At 63.3% G+C, this 26,473-nt stretch carries 25 protein-coding genes; 7 read left to right on the forward strand and 18 right to left on the reverse strand.

Annotation, left to right across the window (positions count from 1 at the left end; genetic code table 11):
• Positions 1-134: 134 nt before the first annotated feature.
• The 9 genes from GPA02_RS03720 to GPA02_RS03760 all read right to left on the reverse strand — a co-directional run bounded on the left by GPA02_RS03720 (position 135) and on the right by GPA02_RS03760 (position 9,563).
• Entirely contained in the window at positions 135-1,109 is a 975-nt protein-coding gene (locus GPA02_RS03720; RefSeq protein ID WP_240133865.1) for a helix-turn-helix transcriptional regulator, read from the reverse strand.
• Positions 1,110-1,240: 131 nt separating this feature from the next.
• On the reverse strand, positions 1,241-1,636 hold the full coding sequence (locus GPA02_RS03725; RefSeq protein ID WP_156198509.1) for a hypothetical protein: 396 nt from the start codon (positions 1,634-1,636) through the stop codon (positions 1,241-1,243).
• Positions 1,637-1,655: 19 nt separating this feature from the next.
• Positions 1,656-2,348 carry a response regulator gene (locus GPA02_RS03730; RefSeq protein ID WP_067243069.1) on the reverse strand — a complete coding sequence of 231 codons (693 nt, stop codon included), beginning with the start codon at positions 2,346-2,348 and terminating at the stop codon, positions 1,656-1,658.
• Positions 2,345-4,840 carry an ATP-binding protein gene (locus GPA02_RS03735; RefSeq protein WP_156198510.1) on the reverse strand — a complete coding sequence of 832 codons (2,496 nt, stop codon included), beginning with the start codon at positions 4,838-4,840 and terminating at the stop codon, positions 2,345-2,347. Before GPA02_RS03735 ends, GPA02_RS03730 begins: the two co-directional genes overlap by 4 nt.
• Before the next feature lie 2 nt (positions 4,841-4,842).
• The gene (gene kdpC, locus GPA02_RS03740) at positions 4,843-5,457 is read right to left on the reverse strand and encodes a potassium-transporting ATPase subunit KdpC (protein WP_156198511.1); all 615 of its coding nucleotides are present in this window, start codon (positions 5,455-5,457) and stop codon (positions 4,843-4,845) included.
• Between the two features lie 22 nt (positions 5,458-5,479).
• Positions 5,480-7,636, reverse strand: a complete 2,157-nt coding sequence (kdpB, locus tag GPA02_RS03745; protein ID WP_062764909.1) for a potassium-transporting ATPase subunit KdpB — start codon at positions 7,634-7,636, stop codon at positions 5,480-5,482.
• Positions 7,637-7,639: 3 nt separating this feature from the next.
• On the reverse strand, positions 7,640-9,310 hold the full coding sequence (kdpA, locus tag GPA02_RS03750; RefSeq protein WP_156198512.1) for a potassium-transporting ATPase subunit KdpA: 1,671 nt from the start codon (positions 9,308-9,310) through the stop codon (positions 7,640-7,642).
• Positions 9,310-9,399 carry a potassium-transporting ATPase subunit F gene (locus tag GPA02_RS19570; RefSeq protein ID WP_035731468.1) on the reverse strand — a complete coding sequence of 30 codons (90 nt, stop codon included), beginning with the start codon at positions 9,397-9,399 and terminating at the stop codon, positions 9,310-9,312. Before GPA02_RS19570 ends, kdpA begins: the two co-directional genes overlap by 1 nt.
• On the reverse strand, positions 9,396-9,563 hold the full coding sequence (locus tag GPA02_RS03760; protein WP_156198513.1) for a hypothetical protein: 168 nt from the start codon (positions 9,561-9,563) through the stop codon (positions 9,396-9,398). The genes GPA02_RS19570 and GPA02_RS03760 overlap by 4 nt, the downstream gene beginning before the upstream one ends.
• A 219-nt stretch (positions 9,564-9,782) precedes the next feature.
• On the opposite strand from GPA02_RS03760, the gene GPA02_RS03765 reads away from it, so the two are divergent.
• The 3 genes from GPA02_RS03765 to GPA02_RS03775 are packed head-to-tail and all read left to right on the forward strand — an operon-like array spanning position 9,783 to position 11,457.
• Positions 9,783-10,349, forward strand: coding sequence for a hypothetical protein (locus tag GPA02_RS03765; protein ID WP_062764915.1), 567 nt, complete (start codon positions 9,783-9,785; stop codon positions 10,347-10,349).
• Positions 10,346-10,894 (forward strand): hypothetical protein, encoded by a 549-nt coding sequence (locus tag GPA02_RS03770; protein WP_156198514.1) that lies wholly within the window; start codon positions 10,346-10,348, stop codon positions 10,892-10,894. Before GPA02_RS03765 ends, GPA02_RS03770 begins: the two co-directional genes overlap by 4 nt.
• Positions 10,894-11,457 carry a hypothetical protein gene (locus GPA02_RS03775; RefSeq protein WP_156198515.1) on the forward strand — a complete coding sequence of 188 codons (564 nt, stop codon included), beginning with the start codon at positions 10,894-10,896 and terminating at the stop codon, positions 11,455-11,457. The genes GPA02_RS03770 and GPA02_RS03775 overlap by 1 nt, the downstream gene beginning before the upstream one ends.
• A 71-nt stretch (positions 11,458-11,528) precedes the next feature.
• Here the strand turns inward: GPA02_RS03775 and GPA02_RS19515 are convergent, their stop codons facing one another.
• Together GPA02_RS19515 and GPA02_RS03785 are read right to left on the reverse strand one after the other, a co-directional pair.
• Entirely contained in the window at positions 11,529-12,074 is a 546-nt protein-coding gene (locus tag GPA02_RS19515; protein ID WP_338027455.1) for a DUF6611 family protein, read from the reverse strand.
• Between the two features lie 264 nt (positions 12,075-12,338).
• Entirely contained in the window at positions 12,339-13,445 is a 1,107-nt protein-coding gene (locus GPA02_RS03785) for a DNA cytosine methyltransferase (RefSeq protein ID WP_156198517.1), read from the reverse strand.
• Between the two features lie 292 nt (positions 13,446-13,737).
• Here GPA02_RS03785 and mobF point away from each other — a divergent pair, with 292 nt between their 5' ends.
• The 4 genes from mobF to GPA02_RS03805 all read left to right on the forward strand — a co-directional run bounded on the left by mobF (position 13,738) and on the right by GPA02_RS03805 (position 19,850).
• Entirely contained in the window at positions 13,738-17,277 is a 3,540-nt protein-coding gene (mobF, locus tag GPA02_RS03790) for a MobF family relaxase (protein WP_156198659.1), read from the forward strand.
• Positions 17,278-17,427: 150 nt separating this feature from the next.
• Positions 17,428-17,784: a sulfate permease gene (locus tag GPA02_RS03795; RefSeq protein WP_156198518.1), complete on the forward strand. Its 357-nt coding sequence runs from the start codon at positions 17,428-17,430 to the stop codon at positions 17,782-17,784.
• A 456-nt stretch (positions 17,785-18,240) separates the two neighbouring features.
• Positions 18,241-19,185, forward strand: a complete 945-nt coding sequence (locus tag GPA02_RS03800) for an ATP-grasp domain-containing protein (RefSeq protein WP_156198519.1) — start codon at positions 18,241-18,243, stop codon at positions 19,183-19,185.
• Positions 19,182-19,850, forward strand: coding sequence for a hypothetical protein (locus tag GPA02_RS03805; protein ID WP_156198520.1), 669 nt, complete (start codon positions 19,182-19,184; stop codon positions 19,848-19,850). Before GPA02_RS03800 ends, GPA02_RS03805 begins: the two co-directional genes overlap by 4 nt.
• Positions 19,851-19,923: 73 nt before the next feature.
• Here the strand turns inward: GPA02_RS03805 and GPA02_RS03810 are convergent, their stop codons facing one another.
• The 7 genes from GPA02_RS03810 to GPA02_RS03840 form a co-directional block, all read right to left on the reverse strand.
• A complete protein-coding gene (locus GPA02_RS03810) occupies positions 19,924-20,463 on the reverse strand; it encodes an HIT family protein (protein WP_338027456.1) in 540 nt (179 codons plus the stop codon).
• Entirely contained in the window at positions 20,367-21,218 is an 852-nt protein-coding gene (locus GPA02_RS03815) for a macro domain-containing protein (RefSeq protein WP_156198522.1), read from the reverse strand. Before GPA02_RS03815 ends, GPA02_RS03810 begins: the two co-directional genes overlap by 97 nt.
• The gene (locus GPA02_RS03820; RefSeq protein WP_156198523.1) at positions 21,219-21,728 is read right to left on the reverse strand and encodes a TIR domain-containing protein; all 510 of its coding nucleotides are present in this window, start codon (positions 21,726-21,728) and stop codon (positions 21,219-21,221) included.
• A gap of 79 nt (positions 21,729-21,807) precedes the next feature.
• On the reverse strand, positions 21,808-22,962 hold the full coding sequence (locus GPA02_RS03825; RefSeq protein ID WP_240133878.1) for an XRE family transcriptional regulator: 1,155 nt from the start codon (positions 22,960-22,962) through the stop codon (positions 21,808-21,810).
• Positions 22,949-23,731, reverse strand: a complete 783-nt coding sequence (locus tag GPA02_RS03830; RefSeq protein WP_152485628.1) for a hypothetical protein — start codon at positions 23,729-23,731, stop codon at positions 22,949-22,951. Before GPA02_RS03830 ends, GPA02_RS03825 begins: the two co-directional genes overlap by 14 nt.
• Positions 23,732-24,154: 423 nt before the next feature.
• Positions 24,155-24,790, reverse strand: a complete 636-nt coding sequence (locus GPA02_RS03835) for a hypothetical protein (protein WP_156198524.1) — start codon at positions 24,788-24,790, stop codon at positions 24,155-24,157.
• 13 nt (positions 24,791-24,803) lie between these two features.
• Complete coding sequence (locus tag GPA02_RS03840) at positions 24,804-26,432, reverse strand: serine hydrolase domain-containing protein (RefSeq protein WP_162457693.1); 1,629 nt, start codon at positions 26,430-26,432, stop codon at positions 24,804-24,806.
• Positions 26,433-26,473: the final 41 nt, after the last annotated feature.

The raw sequence follows: 26,473 nt of genomic DNA on the forward strand, positions 1-26,473 counted from the left end.
CGACGGACAGAAGAGTGAGCGACCGTCAGGTGCATCACTGAACCCGACGTGGTCAAACTCGGTCTACATCATTTCGCTAACGCCCCGAGGATCTGCGCGCCAAACATGAGCGTTTCGCCCGGCCATACGCGCGTTCACTCAGGGTTAGAGCCTGCCGGAGCACCACTGCTGATTCTGCGATACTCCGACGGGGACACGCCGATGCTCCTGCGGAACTGACGTGCAGCGAAGTCAGGATCGTTCCAACCCACCCTGGCGGCGATCTCCGAGATAGGTGCGTCCTCCACGCGCAGGAGGTGAGCCATCCGTTCGGCACGCAGCATCGTCAGGTACGAGATCGGTGACTTGCCAAACGCATCGACGAATACTCGGCGCAGTTGAGACACAGAGAGATGCGCTCTTGAGGCGAGCTCGCCCACGGTCCAGTGGCGATCCAGTTCCACGCGCAAGGATTGTGCAATATCCAGCACCTCAGGTCGTACAGGGCGGAAGGGGCGATGACGTGGCGCGGTGGGAACCGACGAGTTTCGCCGCGCGACTCCTGTTCCTTCGTTGGTGACCACGATAAACGGAACCAAGACATCGAAGACGGCGGAGACTAGCGATTGCGCCCTATAGAACCGGTCAGGAGGAACTCCTTCGGCGCTCAACGCAGCGAGTTCGTCAAGCCATGGCATCATAAGCCCGGCCCGGTGTTTACCGATGCGGAGGACTTGAGTGGGCTCCGCATAGTGCGTATCAAGAAACTGGCTCGCGTCAGGCCGCTCCTGGAACTGTGAAGCGTACTGCCAGAACACTTGATCGATGACGTAGTCTCGGTCGAGATAGAGCGTTGTGGTCGCTACCCATCCATCTGGTTCGGCGCCACACAGAGTGTTCGCCGCCAGGACAGCAACATCACCGACGCTGACAAAGTGCGCGCCAAACTCACTAAAGAGTCGAGCTCGGCCCGCCCGAATAACAATGAACTTGACGCAATCGAAAGCAATTGGATCAATCGGGTCGTGAGCGACTTGGGTTCGGGCGAGCAACGGCGAGAACGCGGACGCCGACGCAGCCTGCATGCCAACGGGCGGCGCAAGCTCTTCCCCCCGAAAACCACTGGTCATAGATGACAATCGAAGGCCACAGGCGACCGAGAACCGAGTACCCCTAACGGTACCCATACGAGGGTTGCCCGAACTCTAACGGCTACCTCACACAGCGCTGACCGCGTGCAGGTTGTGCTGAGGGGGAAAGGTCACCAGAACATGGGGAGGAGGGATGCGAGGAATCCGATTGATGCGGTGCTGAGCATAGTGAATGCGAGGGTGCGGCAGAGACGCTCCGCGTGGGAGCGTCTGTGTAGGTGAAGCCTCTCGGGCCGACGTTCGGAAACGTATCCGATGACGGTGGCCGAATCGTGGTCACGAAGATCATCGCGGGGTGTGAGGGTGCGCGTACATATGCGTTCCTTCACGCTCCATATCGCGATCCGCTGCTGATCGAGGTCCTCGACGATGGTGACGTTCGTTGGAGTGCGCTGACCATCGATGGCGGCGATGATTAGCGCTGCGATCAGGAAGGGGATGCCGATGACTGCACCGATCCAGGACAGCATCTCGCCGATGATGCCGATGGTGTCGAGAATGTTCATCGCCCGGGGGTGCTGAGCGTCAGGTGGTCATGCCATCGAGCCGATAGCCCATGCCGGGTTCGGTGAGCAGATATGTCGGATTGCTCGGGTCTTCTTCTAGTTTGCGGCGGAGTTGGGAGACATAGAGGCGGAGGTAGCCGGTGTCTTCGGCGTGTTCAGTGCCCCAGATGGTGGTGAGGATGGTTTGGCGAGTGACGAGTTTCCCGGCGTTGCGGATGAGGATATCGATGAACTGCCATTCAGTGGGGGTGAGTCGAATCTGTTTCTGCCCGTCGGCAGTTTCGCGGGTAACGCTGTGGGCGGCGAGGTCGATGGTGACGTTGCCGAGGTGCACCACGGGCGTGGCGTCTTCTTGGGGAACACGCCGTGTAAGGGCGCGGATGCGCGCGAGGAGTTCTTCGACAGCAAAGGGTTTGGTGATGTAGTCGTCGGCGCCCGCATCAAGGGCTTCGACTTTGTCGGCGGCGCCGGCACGCCCGGAGACGACGAGGATGGGTGCCTGGGACCAGCCGCGGATGCCGTGGATGACTTCGATGCCGTCGAGTTCGGGCATGCCGAGGTCGATGAGGAAGATGTCGGGGTGGTGGTCTATGGCCGCGGTGATCGCCTGGGCGCCGTCGGCCGCGGTGAAGATCTCGTACCCCTTGGCGGTGAGGGTGATGCGCAGGGCACGGAGGATCTGGGGGTCGTCGTCGGCGATGAGGATTTTCATGACGGCTCCTGGCTCGTGGAGATCGTGGGAAGGGAGATGACCATGGTGAGTCCGCCGCCGGGGGTGTCCTCGGGGGTGAGGGTGCCGTGCATGGCTTCGATGAATCCGCGCGAGAGGGCGAGGCCGAGTCCGAGGCCGGTCGTGTTGTCGGTGTCGCCGAGGCGTTGGAAGGGTAGGAAGATGTCGTCGAGTTTTTCGGGTGGGATGCCGGGGCCGCGGTCGATGATGCGGATTTCGAGCCGGTCGGCGAAGGTGCTGGTGCTGACGTGGATGGAGGTGCCGGCCGGGGTGTAGCGGTGCGCGTTGGTGAGGAGGTTGACGAGCACGCGTTGGAGCAGGACCGGGTCGGCGTGCGCCACCGCGTCACCGTGATTGAGCGAGAGGGTGACGTCGGTGGGGCCGAGGTGGAGTTCGTCGAGGGCGGGCGCGATGGTCTCGGCGGGATCGGTCGGGATCTCCGCGATGGTGAGAACCCCGGCTTGCAGTCGGCTGACGTCGAGGAGGTCGGTGACCAGGGTTGCGAGTGCGCCCAGGCTCTCCTCGGCGGTGTCGAGCAGTTCCCGCTTCTGCGCGGGCTCCAGGTCGGGTCCTGCCGCTTTGAGCCCCCCGACCGCGGCAGAGGCGGCCGCAAGCGGGCGACGCAGATCATGGCTGAGCGCGGACAGGAGCGCACCGCGCACCCGGTCCGATGCCGCGATCGGTTCGATCTGTTTCGCTATCTCGGTGAGGTGCTCGTGTTCGAGGGTTGCGGCGAGTTGTGCGGTGACGACGGCAAGGAGGCGTTGCTCGGATGCGGCGAGGTCGGGGCCGTGCAGTTCCAGGGTGGTGTCGTCGGTGATCCGGAGGCTGGCGTGATGGTTGTCGGGCAGCGGTTCCCCGGACCGGGCGAGGACGTCTTCGCCGCGCATTAGCCGCACGCCGGGGAGTTGGAAGGCTTCGCGGGTGCGGTCGATGAGTGCTTGGATCGCGTTGTCTCCGCGCAGGACGCTGCCGGCGATGGTCTGGATGAGTTCGGATTCGGCGGCGGAGCGTCGGGCAGCTCGGGTGTAACGGGCGGCCCGGTCGACGACGAAGCTCACCAGGCTCGCGATGAGGACGTACAGGATCAGGGACAGCAGATGATGCGGCTGGTGGATGTGGATCGTGTACAGCGGTTCGATGAATAGGAAGTCGAGTGTGATGCCCGACAGGACGGCGGCGAACAGGGCTGGCCAGAGGCCGCCGACGAGCGCGACGATGACGACGAGGAGCTGGTAGCTGAGGACGTCGGTGGTGATCGAGTCTTCGCTGCGGAACAGGCTTAGCAGTGCGGTAAGCGCGGGCCCGCCCAGGAGCGCGACGACGAAGCCGAGGATGCGTCGTTTGCGGGTGAGCGCTCCGGTCAGAGGGGGCAGGGTGAAGCGTTTGCCGGCGGCGGCGTGGTTGACCATGTGCACGTCGATGTCGCCGGATTCGCGGACGACGGTGGCGCCGATTCCGGGTCCGGTGAACGCGGCGGTGACGCGTCCGCGGCGGCTGGCGCCGAGGACGAGCTGGGTGGCGTTGACGGAGCGGGCGAACTCGACCAGGGCGGTGGGGATGTCTTCCCCGATGACCTGATGGTAGGTGCCGTTGAGTTTTTCGACGAGCGCACGCTGTTCGGCAAGGGTCGCCGGGTTCCCGGTGCGGAGCCCGTCTTGGCTGGTGATGTGCACGGCGATGAGCTCGCCGCCGGCGGAGCGGGCCGCGATCCGCGCGCCGCGGCGCAGCAGCGTCTCGCCTTCGGGGCCGCCGGTGAGGGCGACGACGACGCGTTCGCGGGCTTCCCAGGTGCTGTCGATGCCGTGGTCTTTGCGGTATCCCTTCAGCGCCTGGTCGACCTCGTCCGCGAGCCAAATGAGGGCGAGCTCGCGTAGCGCGGTGAGGTTCCCGAGGCGGAAGTAGTTCGACAGGGCCGCGTCGATGCGTTCGGCCGGGTACACGAATCCGCCGCTGAGCCGGTCGCGGAGCGCTTGCGGGGCGAGGTCGACGACCTCGATCTGTTCCGCACCGCGGAGGAAGCTGTCGGGGACGGTCTCTCGTTGCGGGACGCCGGTGATCTGTTCGACGACGTCGTTGAGGGATTCGATGTGCTGGATGTTGAGGGTGGAGATGACGTCGATGCCTGCGGCGAGGAGTTCTTCGACGTCTTGCCAGCGTTTGTCGTTCTTCGAGCCGGGCGCGTTGGTGTGCGCGAGCTCGTCGACGAGCGCGATCTCGGGGCCACGGTCCAGCACCGCCTGCAGGTCCATCTCCTCGAGGGCAACCCCGCGATGTTCGATGCGTGTGCGCGGTACGGCCGGGATTCCCGCGGTCATCGCCGCTGTTGCTGCGCGGCCGTGGGTTTCCACGATCCCGACGACGACATCTTTCCCGTTCCCGAGGAGGCGTCGCCCTTCTTCCAGCATGGTGAAGGTCTTGCCGACGCCGGGGGCAGCGCCGAGCAACACCCGAAGCTGCCCCCGTTTCGGCATGATCAGTCCTCCAACTCGTCCAGGGCGAGGTTCAGTTCCAGAACGTTCACCCTCGATTCTCCCAAATACCCGGCGTCGGGGCCCTGGGTGTGTGCCGCGACGAGTTCCCGCACCTGCTCGGCGGGGATCCCGCGCACGTCGGCGACCCGGTCGATCTGGATCTGCGCGTAGGCGGGGCTGATGTGCGGGTCCAGTCCCGACGACGACGCGGTCACCGCGTCCGCGGGCACGTCGGCCTCGGTGACGCCGTTGAACTCCGCGACCTGAGCCTTACGCTCGGTGATCGCCGCGATCAGGTCTTCGTTCTCCGGGCCCCAGTTCGTTCCCGACGAGGAGCGCCCGTCGTAGCCGTCTCCGGCAGCGGAGGGCCTGCTCTGGAAGTACTCCGGCAACGGGTTGCCGTCGGAGTCGGTGAAGGACTGGCCGATGAGCGAAGACCCGACGACGTCGCCCTCATTGTTCGTGAGGGATGATCCGTTGGCCTGGGCGGGGAAGGCGAGTTGTCCGATCCCGGTGATCAGCAGGGTGTAGCCGATGCCGAGGACGACGGTGAACATCAGCAGCGCACGGGTAGCGACCCACAGGGTCCGTCCGCTGCTGCGTGTTGCAGTGTTCATGGGGTGTGTTCCTTTTCGCAGGTCAGAATCCGGGGATCAGGCGCACGAGGAGATCGATGAGCCAGATGCCGATGAAGGGGGTGATGATGCCGCCCAGGCCGTAGACGGCGAGGTTGCGGCCGAGGATCTTCGACGCGTTCATCGGCCGGTACTTCACGCCGCGCAGGGCGAGGGGCACGAGGAACACGATCACGATCGCGTTGAAGATCACCGCCGACAGCACCGCCGATGCGGGCGAGTGCAACCCCATGACGTTCAGCACCGACAGGCCCGGGAACACGCCCATGAAGATCGCCGGGATGATCGCGAAGTACTTCGCGATATCGTTCGCAATCGAGAACGTGGTCAGCGCGCCGCGGGTGATCAGCAACTGCTTGCCGATCGCGACGATGTCGATGAGCTTGGTCGGGTCGGAGTCCAGGTCGACCATGTTTCCGGCCTCTTTCGCCGCCGACGTGCCGGTGTTCATCGCGACGCCCACGTCGGCCTGCGCGAGCGCGGGCGCGTCGTTGGTGCCGTCACCGGTCATCGCGACCAGGCTGCCGCCCTCCTGCTCCTTGCGGATGTAGGCGAGCTTCTGCTCGGGGGTGGCCTCGGCGAGGAAGTCGTCCACGCCGGCCTCCTTCGCGATCGCCGCTGCGGTGAGCGGGTTGTCGCCGGTGACCATCACGGTGCGGATGCCCATGGCGCGCAGTTCCGCGAACCGCGCGGTCAGGCCCTCCTTGACGATGTCTTTGAGGTGGACCACTCCAAGCACCCGTCGCTGTCCTGTCCCGGTCTTGACCGCCACCACCAGCGGGGTGCCGCCGGAGGAGGAGATGTGCTCGACGTGCTCATCCAACTCGGCGAGCACACTGCTGGGAAGGCGCGTGCCGTCCTCTTCCAGCCAGGCGGTGATCGCCGAGCCGGCGCCCTTTCGGATCTGAGACCCGTCGGGCATGTCCAGCCCGGACATGCGGGTCTGCGCGGTGAACGGCACGATCTCCCCGTTCCCTGCGGCTTCCGCGTCGACTCCCTCTACGTGGGCAAGATCGACGATCGACTTGCCCTCCGGGGTCGGGTCGGCCAGGGACGAGAGTGCGGCGGCCTCGATGAGCTCCCGCTCGCGGACGCCGTCCAACCGGACGAACGCGGTCGCGCGGCGGTTGCCGTAGGTGATGGTACCGGTCTTGTCCAGCAGCAGCGTGGTCACATCTCCGGCCGCTTCCACCGCCCGCCCGGACATGGCCAGGACGTTGCGTTGCACGAGACGGTCCATGCCCGCGATGCCGATCGCAGACAGCAACGCTCCGATCGTGGTGGGGATGAGGCAGACCAGCAGCGCCACCAGAACGGTGATACTCGCCGGGCTCGCCGGGTAGGAGGCGATCGGGTTCAGCGTCAGCGCGACGACGACGAACACGATCGACAGCGACGCGAGGAGGATGTTCAGCGCGATCTCGTTCGGGGTGCGCTGGCGGGCCGCGCCTTCCACGAGCGCGATCATCCGGTCCACGAACGTCTCGCCCGGCTTGGACGTGATCCGCACGACGATCCGGTCCGAGAGCACCCGGGTGCCGCCGGTGACGGCGGACCGGTCACCGCCGGACTCACGCACCACAGGGGCCGACTCACCGGTGATCGCGGACTCGTCCACGCTCGCAATGCCCCATACGATGTCCCCATCGCCGGGGATGAGCTCCCCGGCGGACACCACGACGATGTCGCCCAGCCGCAGATCCGCCGAGGACACGTCCGCCGCCGGGGTCTGCTCCGCTGCCGGATCGGTGCCGGGGTGGTAGCTGACCACCCGGTGCGCGGTGGTGCTGGTGCGGGTCTTACGCAGCGTGTCGGCTTGCGCCTTGCCGCGGCCTTCGGCGATCGACTCGGCGAGGTTCGCGAACAGCACCGTCAACCACAGCCAAACGGCGATGATCCAGGTGAATGACCAGGGCACGCTCGTGCCACCCGACTCCGCGGGGCCGCCGAGGAAGGGCTCGACGACGGCGAGCAGCGTGGTGAGCGCGGCGCCGACCCACACGATGAACATCACCGGGTTGCGCCACTGGGCGCGAGGGTCGAGCTTGCGGAGCGCACCGGGGAGCGCGGCCTGGATCTGCGCCCAGGTCAGGGTCTTGCGCCGTGCGGGCGCCGACGATTTCGGCGCCTCGGGAACAGGGGTGTGTGTGAGAGTTGACATGGTTTACAGCAGCCCTTCCGCCAGGGGACCCAGCGTGAGAACGGGGAAGAAAACGAGTGCGGTCACCAGGACTGCGGTGCCGACAGTGAGCCCGACGAACAGCGGCCGGTGCGTGGGCAAGGTTCCTGCGGTCGCGGGGATCTTGTCCTGCGCGGCGAGGGAGCCTGCCAGGGCGAGGACCAGCGCGATCGAGATGAACCGGCCGAACAACATCGCGACACCGATCGCGGCCGTCAGCCACGGGGTACTGGCGGTCAGTCCCGCGAACGCGGACCCGTTGTTGTTCGCGCCCGACGCGAACGCGTAGATCACCTCGGACAGGCCGTGCGATCCGGTGTTCGTGAGCGACTCGTTGACGATACTGTCTCGCAGCGCGGGGATCGCGAAGCTGAGCGCGACACCACCGAGGACGAGCAGCGGCATCACCAGGATGTACAGGCTCGCCAGCTTCATCTCCCGCGGGCCGATCTTCTTGCCCAGGTACTCGGGAGTGCGTCCCACGAGCAGTCCCGCGACGAACACGGCGATTACCGCGATGATCAGCATCCCGTACAGACCCGCACCGACACCACCTGGAGCGATCTCGCCCAACAGCATGTTGACCATGGGCATCATCCCGCCCAGAGCCGTGTACGAGTCGTGCATGGAATTCACCGACCCGGTGGAGGTGAGGGTGGTCGTGCCGGCGTAGATCACGGACTGCGCGAGCCCGAAACGGGCCTCCTTGCCTTCCATGGCGGCGCCCGCCAACTGCGGGGCGGTGCCGTCGCCGGCGAACTCGAACGCCGCAAGCGCCGCGACCGAGGCCAGGTAAAGCGTGCCCATCGCAGCGAGGATGGCGTACCCCTGCCGGTTATCGCCGACCATCTTGCCGAAGGTACGTGGCAGCGAGAACGGAATCAGCAGGATCAAGAAGCACTGGAAGAGGCTGATCCACCCGGTCGGGTTCTCAAACGGGTGTGACGCGTTCGCGTTGTAGAAGCCACCGCCGTTCGTGCCGAGCTCCTTGATGACTTCCTGGGACGCTACCGGCCCACCCGGAATCGTCTGCGTGCCCCCGGTGATGGTGGTGACATCGACGTAGCCGTTGAAGTTCTGCACGACGCCGCCGGCGATCAGGACGATCGCCCCGACGATCGAGAGCGGAAGAAGAATACGGAACGTGCCACGGACCAGGTCGACCCAGAAGTTGCCGATGGTGCCCGAGCGGCGGTACGCAAACCCGCGCACCAGTGCCACGGCCACGGCGATACCCGTCGCCGCAGAGACGAAGTTCTGCACCGCCAGGCCGGCGAACTGCACGGTGTACGACAGGTCCTCACCGGAGTACGCCTGCCAGTTGGTGTTGGTGACGAACGAGATAGCCGTGTTGAAAGCCACCCCCGAGTCGATGTTCTCGTTCCCCAGGGAATACGGCAACCACTGCTGCGTGCGCTGCAACAGGAACAGCAGCAGCACGCCGACGACCGAGAAGTACAGCACCGACCGCAGATAGACCTGCCAGGACTGCTCCTTCGACGGGTCAACGCCGATGACCTTATAGATCCCGCGTTCGACCTTCCAGTTCTTCCGGGTCGTGAACACCCAGGCCATGTAATCGCCGACGGGCCGGTACAGCAGACCCAGGGCGAGGGCGAGCGTTGCGACGCTCGCGATCAGCATCCACCACTCCATCAGAAACGCTCCGGCTTCACGAGAGCGAACACGAGATACACGATCGCCGCGACCCCGAGACCGGCGGCGAGAAGTTCAAAAACGATCACAGCTTCTCCACCGCCTTCCCCAGCAGCCCGACGACGACGAACAAGGCGATCACGCCGAGCACGTAGACGATGTCAAGCACAACAAGCTCCATTCGGATAACAAGCGACAGCAGGACCACTAGCCGCGCAACCCGAAACAGCGGGCGCAACTCACGATCAAACACCCACCCACACCACCGAAACAGGCGTCCTAACAGAACCCATACGAGGATCGGGCGGACTCTGACGCGCCGCTAACACGACGGGCCCGCAAAGCGCGCCGCGGGCACGGACGCGGGTCGCTACCCTCCTCTGCGTGGTGCTGTTAGCGGCAGGCCGGGAAGGCGCATGAGTTCCGTGAGGGGCTGTTCCCTGCCCGGTGGTTGCCGCGTAGAAGTGGAGGCATGACCCTCACCGCCATTCTCCCCACCCTCAGACGCAGCATCCCCGACCCTCTCCAACCCCGGCATTGGCCCGAGCACACCGTCCCCACGGTCTCGGATGTCGTGATCGGCGGAGTGTCCCTGAGGCGACTGGTGGAGATCAGCGGCACGCCGGCGCTCCTCACCGGGGACCTGCCGCACCCGAAACCGGCCCAGGCGCGCGCCCAGGGGATCGGCAACGATGTCACCGTCCTCGTCTTCCAGGTCACCCTCCGCATCGACACTGACAGCGATAAACGCGTTGCCCTCACCGACTGCGGATTTGACCGGGTAACACCGTACTGGGACGAGTGCCGACTCATCGGCCGCACCTCGACGGCGAAGAACACCACCATAGAACTCATCCCGGGCGAAACCGGGTCTGCGCCCTGGCCGTACCCGATCGTCACCCTTCCCGCAGACATCCACCAAGGCGACCTTCTCACCGTCCCCTGCGCCGGAGCGGTCACACTCAGCGATGTGCGCCCGCGTCCGCAGGAAGCCTTCGTACCCGCAGAACAGGCACGGGAACTCGCGGTGGCCAGATGAGCATCATGCACACCTTGATCTCTTCCCGTGCGATGGCGCTTGCTGCCCTGTACGAGGACTGCCCACCCTGGCCCGCAGACACGACGTTCGCCGACCGCGACATCAGCATCGGCGCGCAATCACTCTCCACCCTCGCCGCACAACGCGGCACCCCCTGCCTCCTGATCGCGCCCAGCAACGCGTCGGCGCGAGGAGAGGATTACCGCAGCGTCGTCATTACGGCAATCCTCGCCCGCACACCGCGCCGCGGGCTCCGACACCCCATGGAACTGACGGTCGACTGCGACCTGTCCGCCCTCGATTCCCGCGTCCATGACGTCCTGCCCGTGCAGTGCCCGAACGCGCGGCGCCGTAAGACGACCCTGCTGCGCTCCCCGCACACGCAGACCGCCATCAGGGTGCTGCTTCCGCAGACCTGCGCCCCCGGCGACCTCCTCGCCCTCACCTGCGATGGCACGATCACACTCGGGCAGATCACCAGCCACCCCACCCGTATCCACCCCGGCAGTGACGGCGAGCAGTGGCAAGGCAGGTGCCTCAAATAATGGACACCACCCGACACACCATCCGCTCGTCTCCGGTAGGCCCGCAGCCTGGGCAGGCTCGTTTGCTCCTTTACGGCGACTCGCTCGACAGCCTCGCGTATCTTGCCGCGGCCGCTCCTCACAATCACGGCGCACTCGACGATCGGAGGGCGCGAACCATGATTGTGGGAGTCCGCGTGCCCGACACGAACCACCCTCGGCAAGCGCTCCGGACTCAACTCCGGGCAGCGCATGACATCCTCGCGAAACCGCTGCGCACTCACCCCCTGGTGCGGCACATCTTCTACATCGTCGAAGTCCCGTCTGACTCACCGACCCCTGACCGCGCCGTCAACGCATTGTCCGCAGCAATCTGCGCACACCACGCCGAGATCGAAATGCGCCACGGTCGCGACATCTGCATTACCGGAATCGTCACCACCTGCCGCACCGACCCCGCAGCACTCGCCGAACGCGTACACCAGAGGGTTACCACCACACCTCTCGAGAGCCACTACGCGACCTCCTGGGATCAGATCGCACACAGATCCATTGCCGCCGCCGCCGCAGAAGCACTTCTTTAGCGTCGTGGAAGCCCCTACCCGTGGAGCCATCGATGGTCACGGGTGGGGGCTCCCAGCGCGAATCCGGGTGCTTACTTATCTCGCCCGGGAGACAGTGCATGCGTCTCCTCGTAGACGGCCATCCACACGCGGTCGTACACGCTTCGCGTGATTCTCCCGTGGCGAAGATCCTGTGTTGCGCGCTCCATCAGCAACGACAGCGTGGTGATCATCTCTTCACGATCCTCATCATCACGATGAGGCCAGAGCACGAACCGGCTCGACCACGCCGTTGCCACGCGTCCACGAAGGGGACGTGCCTTCCACCACAGGAACGCTCCGGTCGACACCCCCACCAGCACGATCCCGACCGCCGACGCCTCAGGAGACGCGCCAATCGCGACAAGCAGAAGCCACAGCAGCAGACCCACGCTCAGGGACATCGGCGCGAAAGCACTCGCCGACCGTGCCCAGAACCGTTCATGCTCCGACGACACCGGCGAATAAACGATGAGCCGGGACGTTCCTACCCCGTGACGCGCAACAGCGTGATATATGGAGCCCCAGCGCACGGGTCGTGGCAGCCGAGAGCCGCTGGGCTGTGGCGCCCGGCCGGGTGTGGAACTTACAAGAGACATGCACTGATGCTCACCCGATCACGAGGCCACCGCGAGAGCGCCATACGGAGCTCATGCAGCAAGCCCGCAGATCGTCGCGGGTTCCTAACGCATTCCCAACACCAAAGCCCGAGCACCGCGCCGCCGGAGGCAGCAGGAGCCACTACTTGTTTCCATCCATTGACTGTCGCGTCTCGATCGAATGCGGCACCGGGAGCAGCTTAGCCGCGCTCAGCCTTGGTGAGCATGCGGGCAACGAGCGGGTCCTTGCAGTGCTGGAGTCTGTCAGGAATTGAGCATCTCCCAGGCCGTTCTCAAAGCCGCGACAGCTTGCCTCGGGAGAACACCATTCCCGAGCGAAGCAAGTTGTTGGTTGGTGGTCAGCGCATGACACGCATCGGTCACCCATCCGGACGGTAGCCCCATAAGCCATTCGACGAATAGGGGTGCTGGACGCGGGCCGGTCTCGTCGCTCAGAATCGCCGGTGACGGAGCAGCGCGGCGACTGATCTGCTCCCAGCGGGTCACAGCTTCGGCGTATCGTCCCCAGCGTCGAAGAGCTGCCCGATCAACGACCACAGGCTCTCGGACTCTTCCGGGCGCGGGTAGCCGTTCGGCCCGTGGAGGGCGAGGTCGATGATCTGATGGCTCAGTGCAATCGTGCCACGGCGCGCTTTCACCTGCTGCAAGCTCTCCCCGCCGCGTGAAGCGTCCGACGCCAGTGGGGTTCGGAAGAGTGCGGTGGGCGAGGATGAAGACCCGGTATCGGGGATGGGGTGCGCCGACGTGGGAAGCGGGTAGACCGATCCATTGCGCGTCATACCGGAGGTCGGCCAGGTCTCCCAGAACTGCTCCTGCTGCCCGAAGAGGTCGAGCTGCGGTTTCTCCCAAATGCCACGAGTCGGATTCCACACCGCGAGGGGTTGCGCCGCTGGGAGTTGCACCTCTGGGGTTGCGTTGCTCATCGTTGTCTCCTTCGGGGATCGTGCGGATCGCGGGTGCAGATAGCAGCCCGCGGACGTTCTCGATCACGACCCACTCCGGTTGCAGAGCATCGATTGCTGCGGCCATGTGAGACCAGAGTCCGGAGCGAGTGCCGGGCTTGAGGCCGGCCATCTTCCCGACCGTCGACACGTCCTGGCAAGGAAAGCCGCCGCAGAGGATGTCCACCGGCGGGACGGTATTCCAGTTGATGGTGGTGATGTCGCCGAGATTGGGGGCGTCGGGCCAGTGGTGGGAGAAGACGCGGGCGATGGGCTGGTTGATTTCGGAGAACCAGATGGTGCGGGCGTCGAAGATTTCCTCGACGGCGAGGTCGAGCCCGCCGTAGCCGGAGAACAGCGACCCGACGCGCAGCGGTTCGGCGTGGGCGATGGGAGTCGTATCTGCCATCGGCGAGCCTCCTGAGTCGGTGATCCTCGGAGGCGTGATGCTGCTCCGAGATGGTCACCAACCAGGTGCACTGCCGACCCCACCGGCCAACGCCCAGGCTGCTCCACACGACTCCTCGTGCCGCTCCCGCAGGGCAGCTCGTCTGATCCCTTCGCGGTTCGCTTGAACGGGTTGTCACGCGTCTTGCAAGCGAGGAGCGCCACCATCCGAAAGTGACCCCCGAAGTCGCCGCGCCGCGGACTGCGGAGCTCACCTTCGGGGTGAGGAGAGGCGGCGGCTGGTGACGGTTTCGATGCGGGTGATGTCCGCCGGCGACGGCTACAAGTACCTCCTGCGCACCGTCGCCTCGGGTGACGGCGACCGTGCTCTCTCGACCCCGCTGACGAGGTACTACACGGAAGAAGGAACCCCACCCGGCAGGTGGATCGGGTCAGCCGTCACCGCACTCGGCAGGAGAAGCATCGCTGTCGATGATGAGCTTTCCGAGGAGCATCTTCAACGTCTGATCGGGCAGGGCCGCGACCCCGTGACAGGCGAAGCGCTCGGCAGCCCGTACCGGAAGTACCCGACGGTTGCCGAGCGCATCGAGCATCGCACCGCACGTCTCGACGCCGATCTCCCCGTGACCGAGCGGGCGGAAGCAGTCGCTGCAATCGAGGCTGAGGAGAGAACACGCGGCGCGCGGAAAGCGGTTGCGGGGTTCGATTTCACGTTCTCGATTCCGAAGTCGGCATCGGTGCTGTGGGCGGTATCGGATGCGGGGACGCAATCGCTGATTGCGGAGGCTCATCATGCGGCGGTTGCGGAGATGGTTGCGTTCATCGAACGCGAGGTTGCGGCAACCCGCGTCGGCGTCGCAGGACGCAACGGGGCGGTTGCGCAAGCCGATGTCTCCGGCGTGATCGCAACCGCGTTCGATCACTACGATTCACGGGCGGGTGACCCGCATCTGCATACGCATGTGGTGATCTCGAACAAGGTTCAAACCGTGCACGACGGAAAATGGCGCTCCCTCGACGGACGCCCCTTGCACGCCGCCACCGTCGCGCTCTCAGAACTCCACGAAGCCGTGTTCGCTGACCACCTCACCCGCGCCTTCGGTGTCGAATGGGAAGCCCGCGACATGGGGCACGACCGCAACCCCGCCTGGGCAATCAGCACGGTGCCGGAGAGCCTAGTGGCGCATTTCTCGTCCAGGGCGCGGCAGATTGATCAGGAGAAGAACCGTCTCATCGCCGAGTACGTTGCCCCACACGGCAGACAACCATCGCTTGCGACGGTCATCAAGCTCCGCGCACAAGCGACGCTGGCGACCAGGCCGGAGAAGCAAGTGCGTTCGCTCGCGGACCTCACCGGTGAGTGGCGGGAGCGGGTGTCGCACCTTCTCGGTGAAGACGCCACCAGTTGGTCCCGCACCGTCACCGTGACGAACGATACGCCGCTACTGTTGCGCGCTGATGACGTGCCCCTGGATGTGATCGACGCTCTGGGCCGCAGTGTGGTTGAGGCGGTCGGTGAGAAGCGGTCGACCTGGCGTAGGTGGAACCTCACCGCCGAAGCCGCCCGCCAAACGATGCCCTACCGGTTCGCCACCACGAGGGATCGCGAAGCCGTAGTCGGAATGGTCGTCGATGCCGCAGAGCGCGCCTCCCTCCAGCTGACTCCGCCCGAGCTCGCATCGAGCCCGGCCGTGTTCCGCCGCTCTGATGACAGCAGCAGGTTCCGGCCGATCGCGTCGACGGTGTACTCGTCACCGGACATCCTCGCGGCAGAAGATCGACTCCTCGAGCGCGCCCGCACCATGACCGCACCCATCGTGCCGGTCGAGGTTATCGAGAAGGTCACCCGCCGCCCAGATCGCGACGGCCGATTCCTCGCCGCCGACCAAACCTCAGCCCTCACTGCTGTTGCGATCTCAGGCCGTGCAGTCGATGTGCTAGTTGGCCCTGCCGGCGCGGGAAAGACGACAGCGATGCGCGCCCTGCGTACTGCGTGGGAGCGGGAGCATGGGCGTGGCAGCGTCGTCGGCCTCGCACCGTCCGCGGTCGCCGCGCAAGTCCTCGCAGATGATCTCGGCATCCGAACGGAGAACACCGCGAAGTGGTGGCAAGACCACCAGAACACGGGCGCATCGTTCCGCAAGGGGCAACTGGTGATCGTGGACGAAGCCTCCCTCGCCGGCACTCTCTCCCTGGATCGCATCACCGAGCACGCAACAGAGATCGGGGCAAAGGTGTTGCTTGTGGGTGATTGGGCGCAACTGCAATCCGTGACCGCCGGCGGCGCGTTCTCTCTCCTCGTCCACGACCGCGCCGATGCCCCGGAACTGGTCGACGTGCACCGCTTCGTCAACGAGTCGGAGAAGACGGCCTCGCTGGATCTCCGACATGGGCGCACCGAGGCCATCGACACGTACGCCGAACATGACCGCGTCACCGGTGGCGACACCGAGGCGATGATCGACGCCGCCTACACCGCCTGGCGCAACGACACCCTCAACGGTGCTTCGACGGTGTTGATCGCGGACTCCAACGACTCCGTCCACGCGCTGAACCAGCGCGCCCGCGCCGATCTCATCCTCGACGGCACCGTGGATGCCCGCCGCGAAGTCGCCCTCCAAGGCGACGCGCGTGCCGGGGTCGGTGACACGATCATCACCCGCAAGAACGACCGACGCCTCCGCACCCCACGGGGATGGGTACGCAACGGCGACCGCTGGACGGTCATCGACATCCGAGACGATGGATCACTCACCGCACGCCGCGCAAACAGCCGCGGCACTGTGATCCTCCCGGCCGGATACGTCTCGGATCACGTCGATCTGGGGTACGCAGTGACGGCGCATAGGGCGCAAGGCATCACGACCGACACCTCGCATGTTCTTGTTGATTCGTCTACGACGAGGGAGAACCTGTATGTCGCGATGACCCGCGGCCGGCACGCGAACCTCGTCTACGTCGCCACCGACCGCCCCGACGACAACCACACCACCCCGCACCCGGCCGACGACCCGGATGCGAGCGCGCGGAGCGTGCTCTACGGGGTGCTGCAGCACGTCGGTGCCGAGCTGTCCGCGCACGAGACGATCACCACCGAGCAAGAGATGTGGGGGTCGGTGGGACAGCTTGCGGCCGAGTACGAGACGATCGCGCAAGCAGCCCAACACGACCGCTTCGCCACCCTCATCCGCGAATCCGGCCTCACTCGGGAGGAAGCAGAAGACACGATCCACTCTGACGCCTTCGGAGCACTCACGGCTGAACTACGACGGGCGGAAGCGAACCACCACAACATCGATGCCCTCATGCCGCGCCTGGTCGCAGCACGCGGCTTCGGTGACGCCGACGACATCGCCTCTGTCCTGCACCACCGCCTCGCCCGCGCCACTGCGAAGCCGGCGGGTTCTGGGCGCACCCGCAAGGCGCCCCGCCTGATCGCCGGCCTCATCCCCGAAGCCGCCGGGCCTATGAGTGCCGAGATGCGGAAAGCACTCACCGAACGGCGCGAGCTGATCGAAGAACGCGCCGTGGCTGTTCTCGACCAGGCTCTCACCGAGCGACAGGAATGGGCGCTCGTGCTCGGAAGCACGCCGGCTGAGGCGAGAGCCGCGACGACCTGGAAACAGCAGGCGAGAACCGTGGCCGCGTATCGTGACCGCTACGGCATCACCACGCGCACGCCGCTCGGCCCAGCACCTGACAGTGACGCGCAGAAGATCGACGCCGCACGAGCGAGAGCCGCCCTTGCAAGGCTCCGCGACTTCGATGGCGCCGAAGGACACGACGACCCGGCACGGATGGTGCGCCGTGAAGGTGCGAGCCGGGGCCTGTGACCGGTTGCCCTTCCGAATGTCGCTGGTGCGTCGTACTCTTGGGGTGAGGCGGATTTCTCCTTGATATGACGCTCTACGGGGCAGGCCGCAAGGCCACTCACACACGCACCGCCTCCGACGATCCGTCGTGCTTGTGAGAGGAACCCCGTCATGATCCGCCAGCTCTGGACTCTCAGCGTCCACACCCGCGCATTCCTGCGCCGCTACATGCCCACCAACATCCTCCTCGACGCCATCCGCACCCGACGAGGCTTGAAGTGGGGCGTACCCGCAATGCTCCTCGCCGTGCCCTACCTCCTGGCCGCGAGCACCATCACCACCCTCATCACAGACGGCGGACCCGGATGGCTCAACCTCCTCGTTCTCCTCTGCCTGTGGAACACGATGAAGTTCATCATCATGGGGCCGGTCAGCCTGATCCTGCTGGGTCGCGCGCGCCTGCGGGAAAGAGCCGCCGTACGCGCCGAACGAAGAACAATGGCCGAGTCGGCCGAGCAAGCGACCTGACCGGCTCGACTCGCTTCGTGTCCCAGAGACATCGCTGTGATCCCAAAGACCTCCATCTCCACTGCACTGTTGTCGACATCCACGGTAAGATTCAAGAGTTCCCTGTCGTAAACCGCCATTGGAGTCCAATGAACACATCCACGTCGTTGTTCGGACTGCTGGCAGTGGACATGCAGCGTAATGACCCCGAACCTAGGCCCCGTCCGCAGCCTTCAACGCTCACGCACACAATCGAGACATCTGATCACGGGTTCGGGTTTTCCCCGCTGGGGATGTCTCTGATGGAGAGCTAATGCAGGCAAGAGAAGCCTCCACCTCCATGTTTGCCGAGTTAGCAAGCTACCCGCAAAGCGTTGTCGATGGTGTTCGCGGGACAGCAACGATCACAGAGACGATTGAATCGTCCGATACCGATGAGGCAGTCACGCAGCTCCTCCTAAGCTACGTCGGGCCTCGTTGAGTTCCAGAGCACCCATCCTCATCGGTGAACGTGATGATCCTCATATCGCAGCTGTCGAGGATGCCCTCATAAGATGCGGAAATCGCCCACTGATCTTCGACCTTGAGTCAGTCATGAGCGATGGTCTTTCGTTAAGCGATGAAGGTTACGCCGTGAAAATTGACGGCGCTTGGCGCGACCTCACCGATGCGCGATTTGGGTGGTTACGACGTCTTCACCGGGCAGACTGGGGGCTTGGCATCGAAGCAGGGTCACTGAGAGCTTTGGAGCTTGGCACTTGGTATTCGGCGTACTCATGGCTTCTGGACGACTCCAAAGTAAGTTGGATAACAAGCCCAGTGGCACTGCGCAGAGCTGAATCGAAACTCTGGCAATGGAAGGCGGCCGTCAGGCTTGGTATTCCATACCCGAGAACCCTAGTGACGACGAGTAGTGAGGCAGTCGCGACATCCTTCTCGAACGAGGTCATTGTTAAGCCTCTCGGTACGGGCCAGTTCATCCAGGACGGTGAAACAATGACTGTCTACGCCGAGTCGATGTTGCCTACAGACATTCGACTTAACGCTCTGACCGCAGCGCCATTCATTGTCCAGGAACGGATACCGGCTGCTAAGCATCTTCGCGTTGTCACCGTCGGCGATCGTAGCTGGGTGGCAACGCTAGATGTTGACCTAACTGCTCCCGCTGACTGGCGGCGGCGTTCACGCAATCATTCTGCATTCATAGAAGCCCCTGACGCGAGCTTGATAGCGCCTACAGGCGCGCTGACAATTGCGAGTCATCTCGGTCTCGGATACTCGAGCCAAGATTGGATTCAAACGCCTGATGGTGAGGTGTTCCTCCTCGACGTAAACCCCTCGGGCCAGTGGCTCTTTCTTCCCAAGCAAATGGGTATGGCGATTACTGACGCCCTCGCAGGTCTACTCGTGGCGGGCACATGAGAAAGAAGACTTTTCGCGAAAAGACAAGACTTGCGTTCACCGAAGTTCGCATGGTTGTGAGTACGGCGCTGGGCCTCTTCGCCGGCAGGAAAGTGTGGATGCCGGACGAAGCGGCACCGGAAACAGAGTGGGTAGACGAGTGCCCAAAACGGAACCTTGCCTTGGCGCGTTCGTCCTATGACGAGCGTCTGAAAAGCGAATCAGCGGGCATCGAGGCGGTTCGGCGCCGTGCAGAGTTCGCACTCACAGCAATCATTGCGGCCATCGGACTGAGCACTGCCGCCTTCGAGCGGCTCTGGGCCGTTGCCACGAGCTCCACCAGCTTGCTCGTCATCTGGTTGGTCGGCGTTCTCATTGTCGTCATGGCAGTTCTGGTTTTTGCCGGTGTTGCCGTGTCGAACAAAGTCCTTGGAGCAGTCCAGGTAGAAAGTTTCGTTCACCTTCGTGATCCCCGCCGAGAGGAGCTTCGACAGTACGTTATGGCAGTGCATACGACGTCGAGGACTCGCCGAGCGATGGTCACGGTCTTCCGTGACGGCTTCTTAATCGCGCTAGTCGGACTAACGCTGCTCGCGATCGCTCACACCGTATCTTGGGCGGTTCCCCTGGACGATGCTCCAACGCCTGTGGATGTCAACATCATAAGTCCTTCGCCCGCACCATAGCTTTGAGCGGCGACACGAAACACCCCACTGCCAGACGTTAGAGAACAACGATCTCGTCCGGTCAACGTGACGTCTACGAAGACGGCCAGTGGGCTTGAACTTGCTTGGCAATGAGTTCTGTCTTGGCGAGCGGGAGCTCTTCAACGGGACCCCATTCGGTGCCGCCAGAGTCCAGGGTTCCTGCGACGTGGAAGTGAACGTGCCTGATCGACTGGCTTGCGGCCTCACCGTTGTTCTGCCAGACGGAGATACCTGAACGCTGGTATGCGGCGTCGATAGCCGTCGCTGCGTTCCTTACCTCGACCATCAGCGCCGCACACTCATCATCTGTCAAGTCGAGAATGGTCTCTCTGTGCCTGGTAGGGATGACGAGAAGGTGCGGTTTCCCACGCTGTTCCTGCGTAACCATAACCGCTGTCAACGTGTTCCTTATCACGAAGGTGAACGGTCGACTTCCTTTGAGGTAGGCGCAGAACGCGCACGGCTGCGCGTCAGGAAGCCGAATAGCTGACTCACTCACGACGGCCTCATCGATGACAGGAACGCTTGGAGTTCGAGCCTGTCCAGGCGATCGAAATCCCTCGGATGCACCACTATTCGCAGCTGATCGCACACCTTCTTCGTTCGCGACGCGAACATGAAGGACATCACGATAAAGCGGATCGAGTCTTGCGCCGGCATGACCTGTGACAACCGGGACTGTCCTCCGCCGATGACGGGGACAGCTACCGCAGTTCCGTTCGCGGTCCGCGAGACCTCTTCCCACAACGACGCAAGGCTTCGCCAGATACCATCCGGCGTGCTCTGTGCTTCGTTAGCCTCGTTCATCTCGCTGTACGCCAAGAAGTAGAGGCGGTGAGAACCGTTTCGAAGCGTGGCCACGGCCCCAACGCCGTACTTCTTAGTCTTCCCGTGCTTCTGGATCGTCGCCGTTACCGTCTTGCCCTGCAGCGCCGCGGCGAGTTCGCGGTCCAGTTGATCCGTATCGCCACCGTAGAGGCGTTCGAGCGCCTGACCTTGAACGCTGTTCTTCGCGATAATGTTAGGAACGGACGTATCGAACGTGTCGCAGGTACCCACCACGATGTTGCTGTCCTGCGCGAACAAATCGCCCTTCACAATCTCAATCATCGTGTTCGGTGAGTTGTAGTCCTGCCGGATGGGGCGCGGCCAAGCACGGACAAGTCCGTACCCGATCGAAACGAAAGCAATGATGATGGCGAGCGGCCACCCCTCGATCGGAAGACTCCCGAAGATGAAGTTGGTTAGTTCGAGCAGAACCGCAAGAACTCCGACTGCGGAGAACGTTTGGATGAGGAACCAACGCCAGAAGCGCCACGTGCGCAGATCGTGTGCAAGGTCTCTCATCTATAGGCCGAGCGTCGCGTAAGTTCCGGACGGATACTGGTGCGGTCCCGAATTATTGCTGGTTCCAAACTGGACTGCGTAGTCGTCAAGCGCATGCTTGATGATCTTAGGCTGGAACGACACTGACACCGTGTAATAGTTTGCGTTCAATAGTGGTGCCGGTATGAAGTTCCTGTTGACGGTACGACCACTGTCAAGATTCGCGATGACCACCGGAAGATTGAACTCCATCGTCACCTTAATCTCATGTGCGAGAAATGAGACACCGTCTCCGCCTTTTCGTCTAGCGTCACCACTGCCGAGAAGAACCACCTGTTTGGCGTTCTTCATTCGTTCGCGCAGATTACGCTTGATCGTTTCAGGCTGGCTCGTATCGCGCGAAACGTAGAGGGTGTGAGCATCATAGAAATTGAAGTCGAAGTTGGGATTTGCTTTCCATGCTTCCATCAGACGGTACTTGCCGATGTCCTCGCTGGCGAAAGCGACATAGGTTTTATTGCGGTAACTCATTGTTTCCTCTTTAATCTGGAACTGGGTAGGGCTGCGGAAAGATGTAGATAGATCGACGGTCCTGGGTCGATGAGCTGAATCAAACAAGTCTTAGAGTTGGCCGCTCGTCTGCGTCGCCGAGCATGCGGCGGACTTGGGCTGGTTTCCAGGCGAGTTCCTGAGCCAAGGATGCGATGGTGACGCCGTTTGCTTCGGCCATCTCGACGGCGCGGCGAAGGAGCGAAGGAACCTCACCGGGAAACTGGTAAACGGGCTGGGTTGCGATCACACCTTGCTCTGAGAGCTGGTTCAGCTGAATGTATGCGCGCCGAGCGGTGGCGTCGGATAGCAGGCCGACCTCTCTGCTCCTGTAGATGAGGGACTTGATGGATACCCCCCATTGTTCGCTCAGCTGGTTCAGCTTTCGAAAGTCGATCCGCCGAGGGAGTAGGTCTTGGATCACCAAACTTGGTGTCAGGAACTCGGCGGCGAATCGGTCCGCTTCTCGTTCCAATGCGGGGTCACCGCCGGCGAGTTCGCCATGCATGACGAGGTGTCCGAGTTCGTGTGCAGCGGTGAAGCGGTGTCGGTAGATATCGTTCGCACGGTCAGGTGACAGGACAATGATCGGTCGCGACAGCGAAAGCGTGGAGAACGCGTCGATGCGGGCAACTTCGTCTTCAGCGAAGGGAACCAAGACTGCGACGATGCCCTGATTCTCGATGGTGCGCACGAGATGCGGGATCGGTTCCGCGCCTAGCCTCCATGCCTTGCGTAGTGCCCGCGCGGCCGCTATTGGGTCGTTTGGGAATACACCAGGTTCTACCTCACCGCCAACGAAACCGGGCAGGTTCACGGGTGGCAAGCGGACGTGCTTCTCGACTGCATGAACCAACTCCCACAGTTGCTCCGTATAGGACACTGCCTTGGCGCGCTGTTTCGCCGTCGTGGCTCGAAGGCTCCGGAAGAAGGCATCGGCTGTCTCAAGCCGAGCGAGCGGCCGACCCGCGGCGAAGAACTCTCGCGGAACGTCAAGTTCTCGGGCTAGAAGCGGGATGAGTTCCGCGCGGGGTGGCGTGGCGCCGGATTCATATTGCCCAATAGCGGCTGCCGATACGCCAAGTGGTTCTGCGAGACTCTGCTTCGTGCGCAACGCGAGTTGTCGAGCTTGCCGCAGACGGTCACCATCGAAGGTCTTTGCGATGTCGAGATCAGTGGGGGGCGCGACCGGTCTGCTCGAATCACGGGAGATCATCTGATGCACCCCCAGTTCCCGTGTCAGGGACGCCCTCGGTCTCCACGTTGGTACTCGGCAGTTCGCCCGGCTTCAGAAGCGTTAGGTCACTCTCAGGGAGAGGTGCGTCATCGAATCGTGCCGAGGAAGGCTCGCCAAGGCCAACCAGGGCAACTCCTTCTCCATCGAGCAGGTGCAGCATCAACTCCTCGCGATAGTGCCAGGTGACGAGCCCGGATGATTCAAGAGTCGCCTCGCCGACATAGACGTGCTGGAGCCCGCCACGAGCGGACACGTCGTAGGCAACGAGGGAGGCCCGCGTAGCGGAGCCGAAGGAACCATCCTTGACAGAGGCGTCTAGGTCGCCACCTAGTTCTAGTTCGAACTCCAACTGTTCCTGCATGTTGCGGCTAGCGTCGTCTTCAAGGGAGAAAACTCGGCGACGGAAATCCGAGCGGCCTAGCCTAATTCGGTCAGCGCCGGACGATCCACGTCCACACTTGGCCGGAAAGATCAAGGTGCCATCGAAAACCACCAGGTCGTAACGGCTGCCTGTCGGCCGGATCACCTCGCGCCCAGGCAGGAACGCAAGGTGAGCCGATACCTCCTCAGGCAAGATCACCCAAAACGAGCCGTATGCCTCGTTCGAGGCCAGTTGGCTTCCGGTCTTGGCGTCGAGGGAGCGCTCGTGAGCTGCACGACCGGCCTTAGCGAGCGCAAGCATCACACTCTGACTGTGCTCTCCGAAGTGACGGTTGAACCACGGAGAAGGTTCGGGCAACTCGTTCATCGACGCTCCTGACGCTAGGTGACGCCTCAATCCTAGCACTGGGGCTTTAGAACTGCGCAGAAATCGGTCACTGTGACTTTCGGCGTGTCGAGCCCAGCATCCAAACCTGTTGCCCTTGGTCTCAGGTTGTTGGTCTTCTTCCTCGGGGACGAAGGGTTACGCCTTCAGCAACTACGGCGTTGCGTACGGTCTTCGGGTCGATGCCGAGACGGTCGGCGACCTCCTGCAACGTGTGCCCAATGGAGGTAGCGCCGGGAGCGCTGACTAGACATAAGGATGTCTACAGATTTCGCGAATGCGATCGCTTCGCTGAAGTCGAAACGTTTGAGACTATCATCCAGCACCTGGTGCGCGGCTGCTCCCCGTCGTGCCCCAGTATCGACATCAGAATATGCGTTGTGCTCATTCGCAGCGAAGCTTATGCTAACTGCCCTGCAGGCGCTGTTCGCTGAAGCGGTCCTCTGCGGTCTGGACAGGTGTGACGTTCCCCACCTCGGGTGCGAACGCGGGGGCCTCCCCGCGACGCCCCTCAACCTCGGCAAGGAGTCGTGCCAGACGAGTCTCAGGCGGACCGGTGATCTCGACGACACGATCAGTATTAGCGAGCGAGAAGGAGTCGACCAGTGTAAATAGCGCGTCGTTCATCGCGATCCGCAGCTCTGGGTCTTCATCTGCTGCAACCACAACATCGTCGCGATACTCGAGGGGAAGTAGCACGAGAAAGTCGACCTGCGATCGGATCGTGGAAAGGTATGCCTCCGGAGACGGCGGACCCGGAGATGTGGGAGTGCGACCGAGAGCTTCCAGGGCGTCGAGATACGCAAGGAAATCGAGGGGGGTGCGTTCGATGATCCAATCGGTATCCGGAGATAGCCCGTGCAGCCTGCGCTCGGCGATTTGCAGTTGAGCGAGGTACTCTGAAGGACCTGGCGGGTCGGACGCGGTCTCGAGAAACTCGAACGGGTCGCCAAGCTTCAAGGTGTCCGGCCGAAGGGCGCAGTAGTCGTCGATGAGTCGGGTTTTTCCGCTGGCATGGGTTCCGGAAATGGCAATTCGCACCTTCCGACCGTACCTATCGCGATTGTGCCCATGTGCCGAGACCCTGAGCATCGAAGGACTCCAGGGTGAGTTCAATCCCTGAGGCGCTTCGACTGATGAGGGCGCTGGCAAGAGATCCCTCGGGCGCATTCTCGCCGCGCGGAGCATAGGCGAGCCGAGTATCGTCCCAGGGAAGCAGCGTGAGCTCGGCCATCCCGTCCGGGCCAAGTCGGGCTACAAGACCATCGGCGCGTTCTTCGAGCATCAGTTCGCCGAAGTAGGGGTTCTCGTATCGCCCCAGTAGCGAGCGCATGTCTGGAGGAAGAGCCGCGTCAGTCGGCGGTTCCTGGCCCACGAGGTCGCCGACCGGCGCGAGCTGCTGCCCCAGAAAGACACCGAAGTCGCTGGTCCAATCTCGCGTGATCGTGCCGAACTGCACCAGATCGAAGAACTGAGCAATGACCGATTCTGCAGCTCCGACCGGCGCACCGTTCGTCAGCACAACCATTCCCAGGTCGAGTTCCGGAACGATTTGGAATGCGGTTCCGGACCCGAGGACGAATGCGCCCGAGTGTGAATAGGACATCCGCCCGGAGACCAAAGGGGACGCGCCGAATCCGTGGCCATAGTGTGAGGGACGGTTCGCCAGATCTTCGCCGCCTCCTGACACAACTTGCGCGACCATAGCCTCGCGAAGTGCTGCGGTGTCGATGATCTCGGAAGCATCCTCCCCGGGCGCACGGCCTTCGTTGAGCAGCACGATCATCCATTGGGCCAGATCTTCGACGGTGGAGGAGACTCCACCTGCCGGTGCCTGCGGATCGGGATTGCGATCAAAGCGAGGGGTGAACTGTCCGTCGATCAGGGCGTGCAGCACGGCTCGGTTCTCGCTTGCGAGATATGCGGCGTGTTCCGTCGATGTCGAGTCCATTCCAATGGGGGAGAAGACGAGCTCGTTCATGAGTTCCTCCCACTGTTGATCGCGAGACGCGGCCACCGCTACTGCTCCGAGCGTTAACCCGAAGTTCGAGTAATGGTAGGTACTCCGGAACTCGTCGAGCGGCTGCATCCTCAATCGATCGAGGATCTCGGTCTGCTCGTAACCGAGATCCTCGAGATCGTCGCCGGCGCCGGTGCGCAGTCCCGTGCGATGGCTGAACGCATCACCGACGGTTGCCCGCTGCGTGACGAACGGATCCGAGAATTCGAAGTCGGGCAGCAGTTTCGTGATCGGGGTGTTCCAGTCAAGTGAACCCCCTGACTGCCCGATCGCTGCTGCTACTCCGGTTGCCGACAGGGGTTTGGAAAGCGAAGCGATCTGGAACACGGTGTCAGGGGTTACCGCGAGATCCGCCCCCACCTCTCGAGTGCCGTATCCTTCGGCGAAGACAATCTCGTCGCCGTGCACGACCGAGACGGCCATGCCTGGCACCTGGGTGCTTTCTATCGTCTCTTCAATGAGGTCGGGAAGCCGTTCGAGAGCTGCTGCGACGGCGGTGTCTATCGACTCGTCTTCCGGAAGAGCAATCACGTCTTGGTTCGGTACCGCTCCAAGCATCACTCCTGAGCTGCGGGAGGAGCCGCTTCCGGTGCATGCCGTCAGGAGAACGATCCCGGCAAGCGCAAGAGAGAGGCCCGTAACGGCTGCACGTCTATTCATCATGTTCTCGAGTGTGTCAGCATGATCACCCGGGCACGAGAGAC

It is taken from the genome of Actinotalea caeni (genome assembly GCF_009733795.1).
GTDB classification, from domain to species: Bacteria; Actinomycetota; Actinomycetes; order Actinomycetales; family Beutenbergiaceae; genus Pseudactinotalea; species Pseudactinotalea caeni.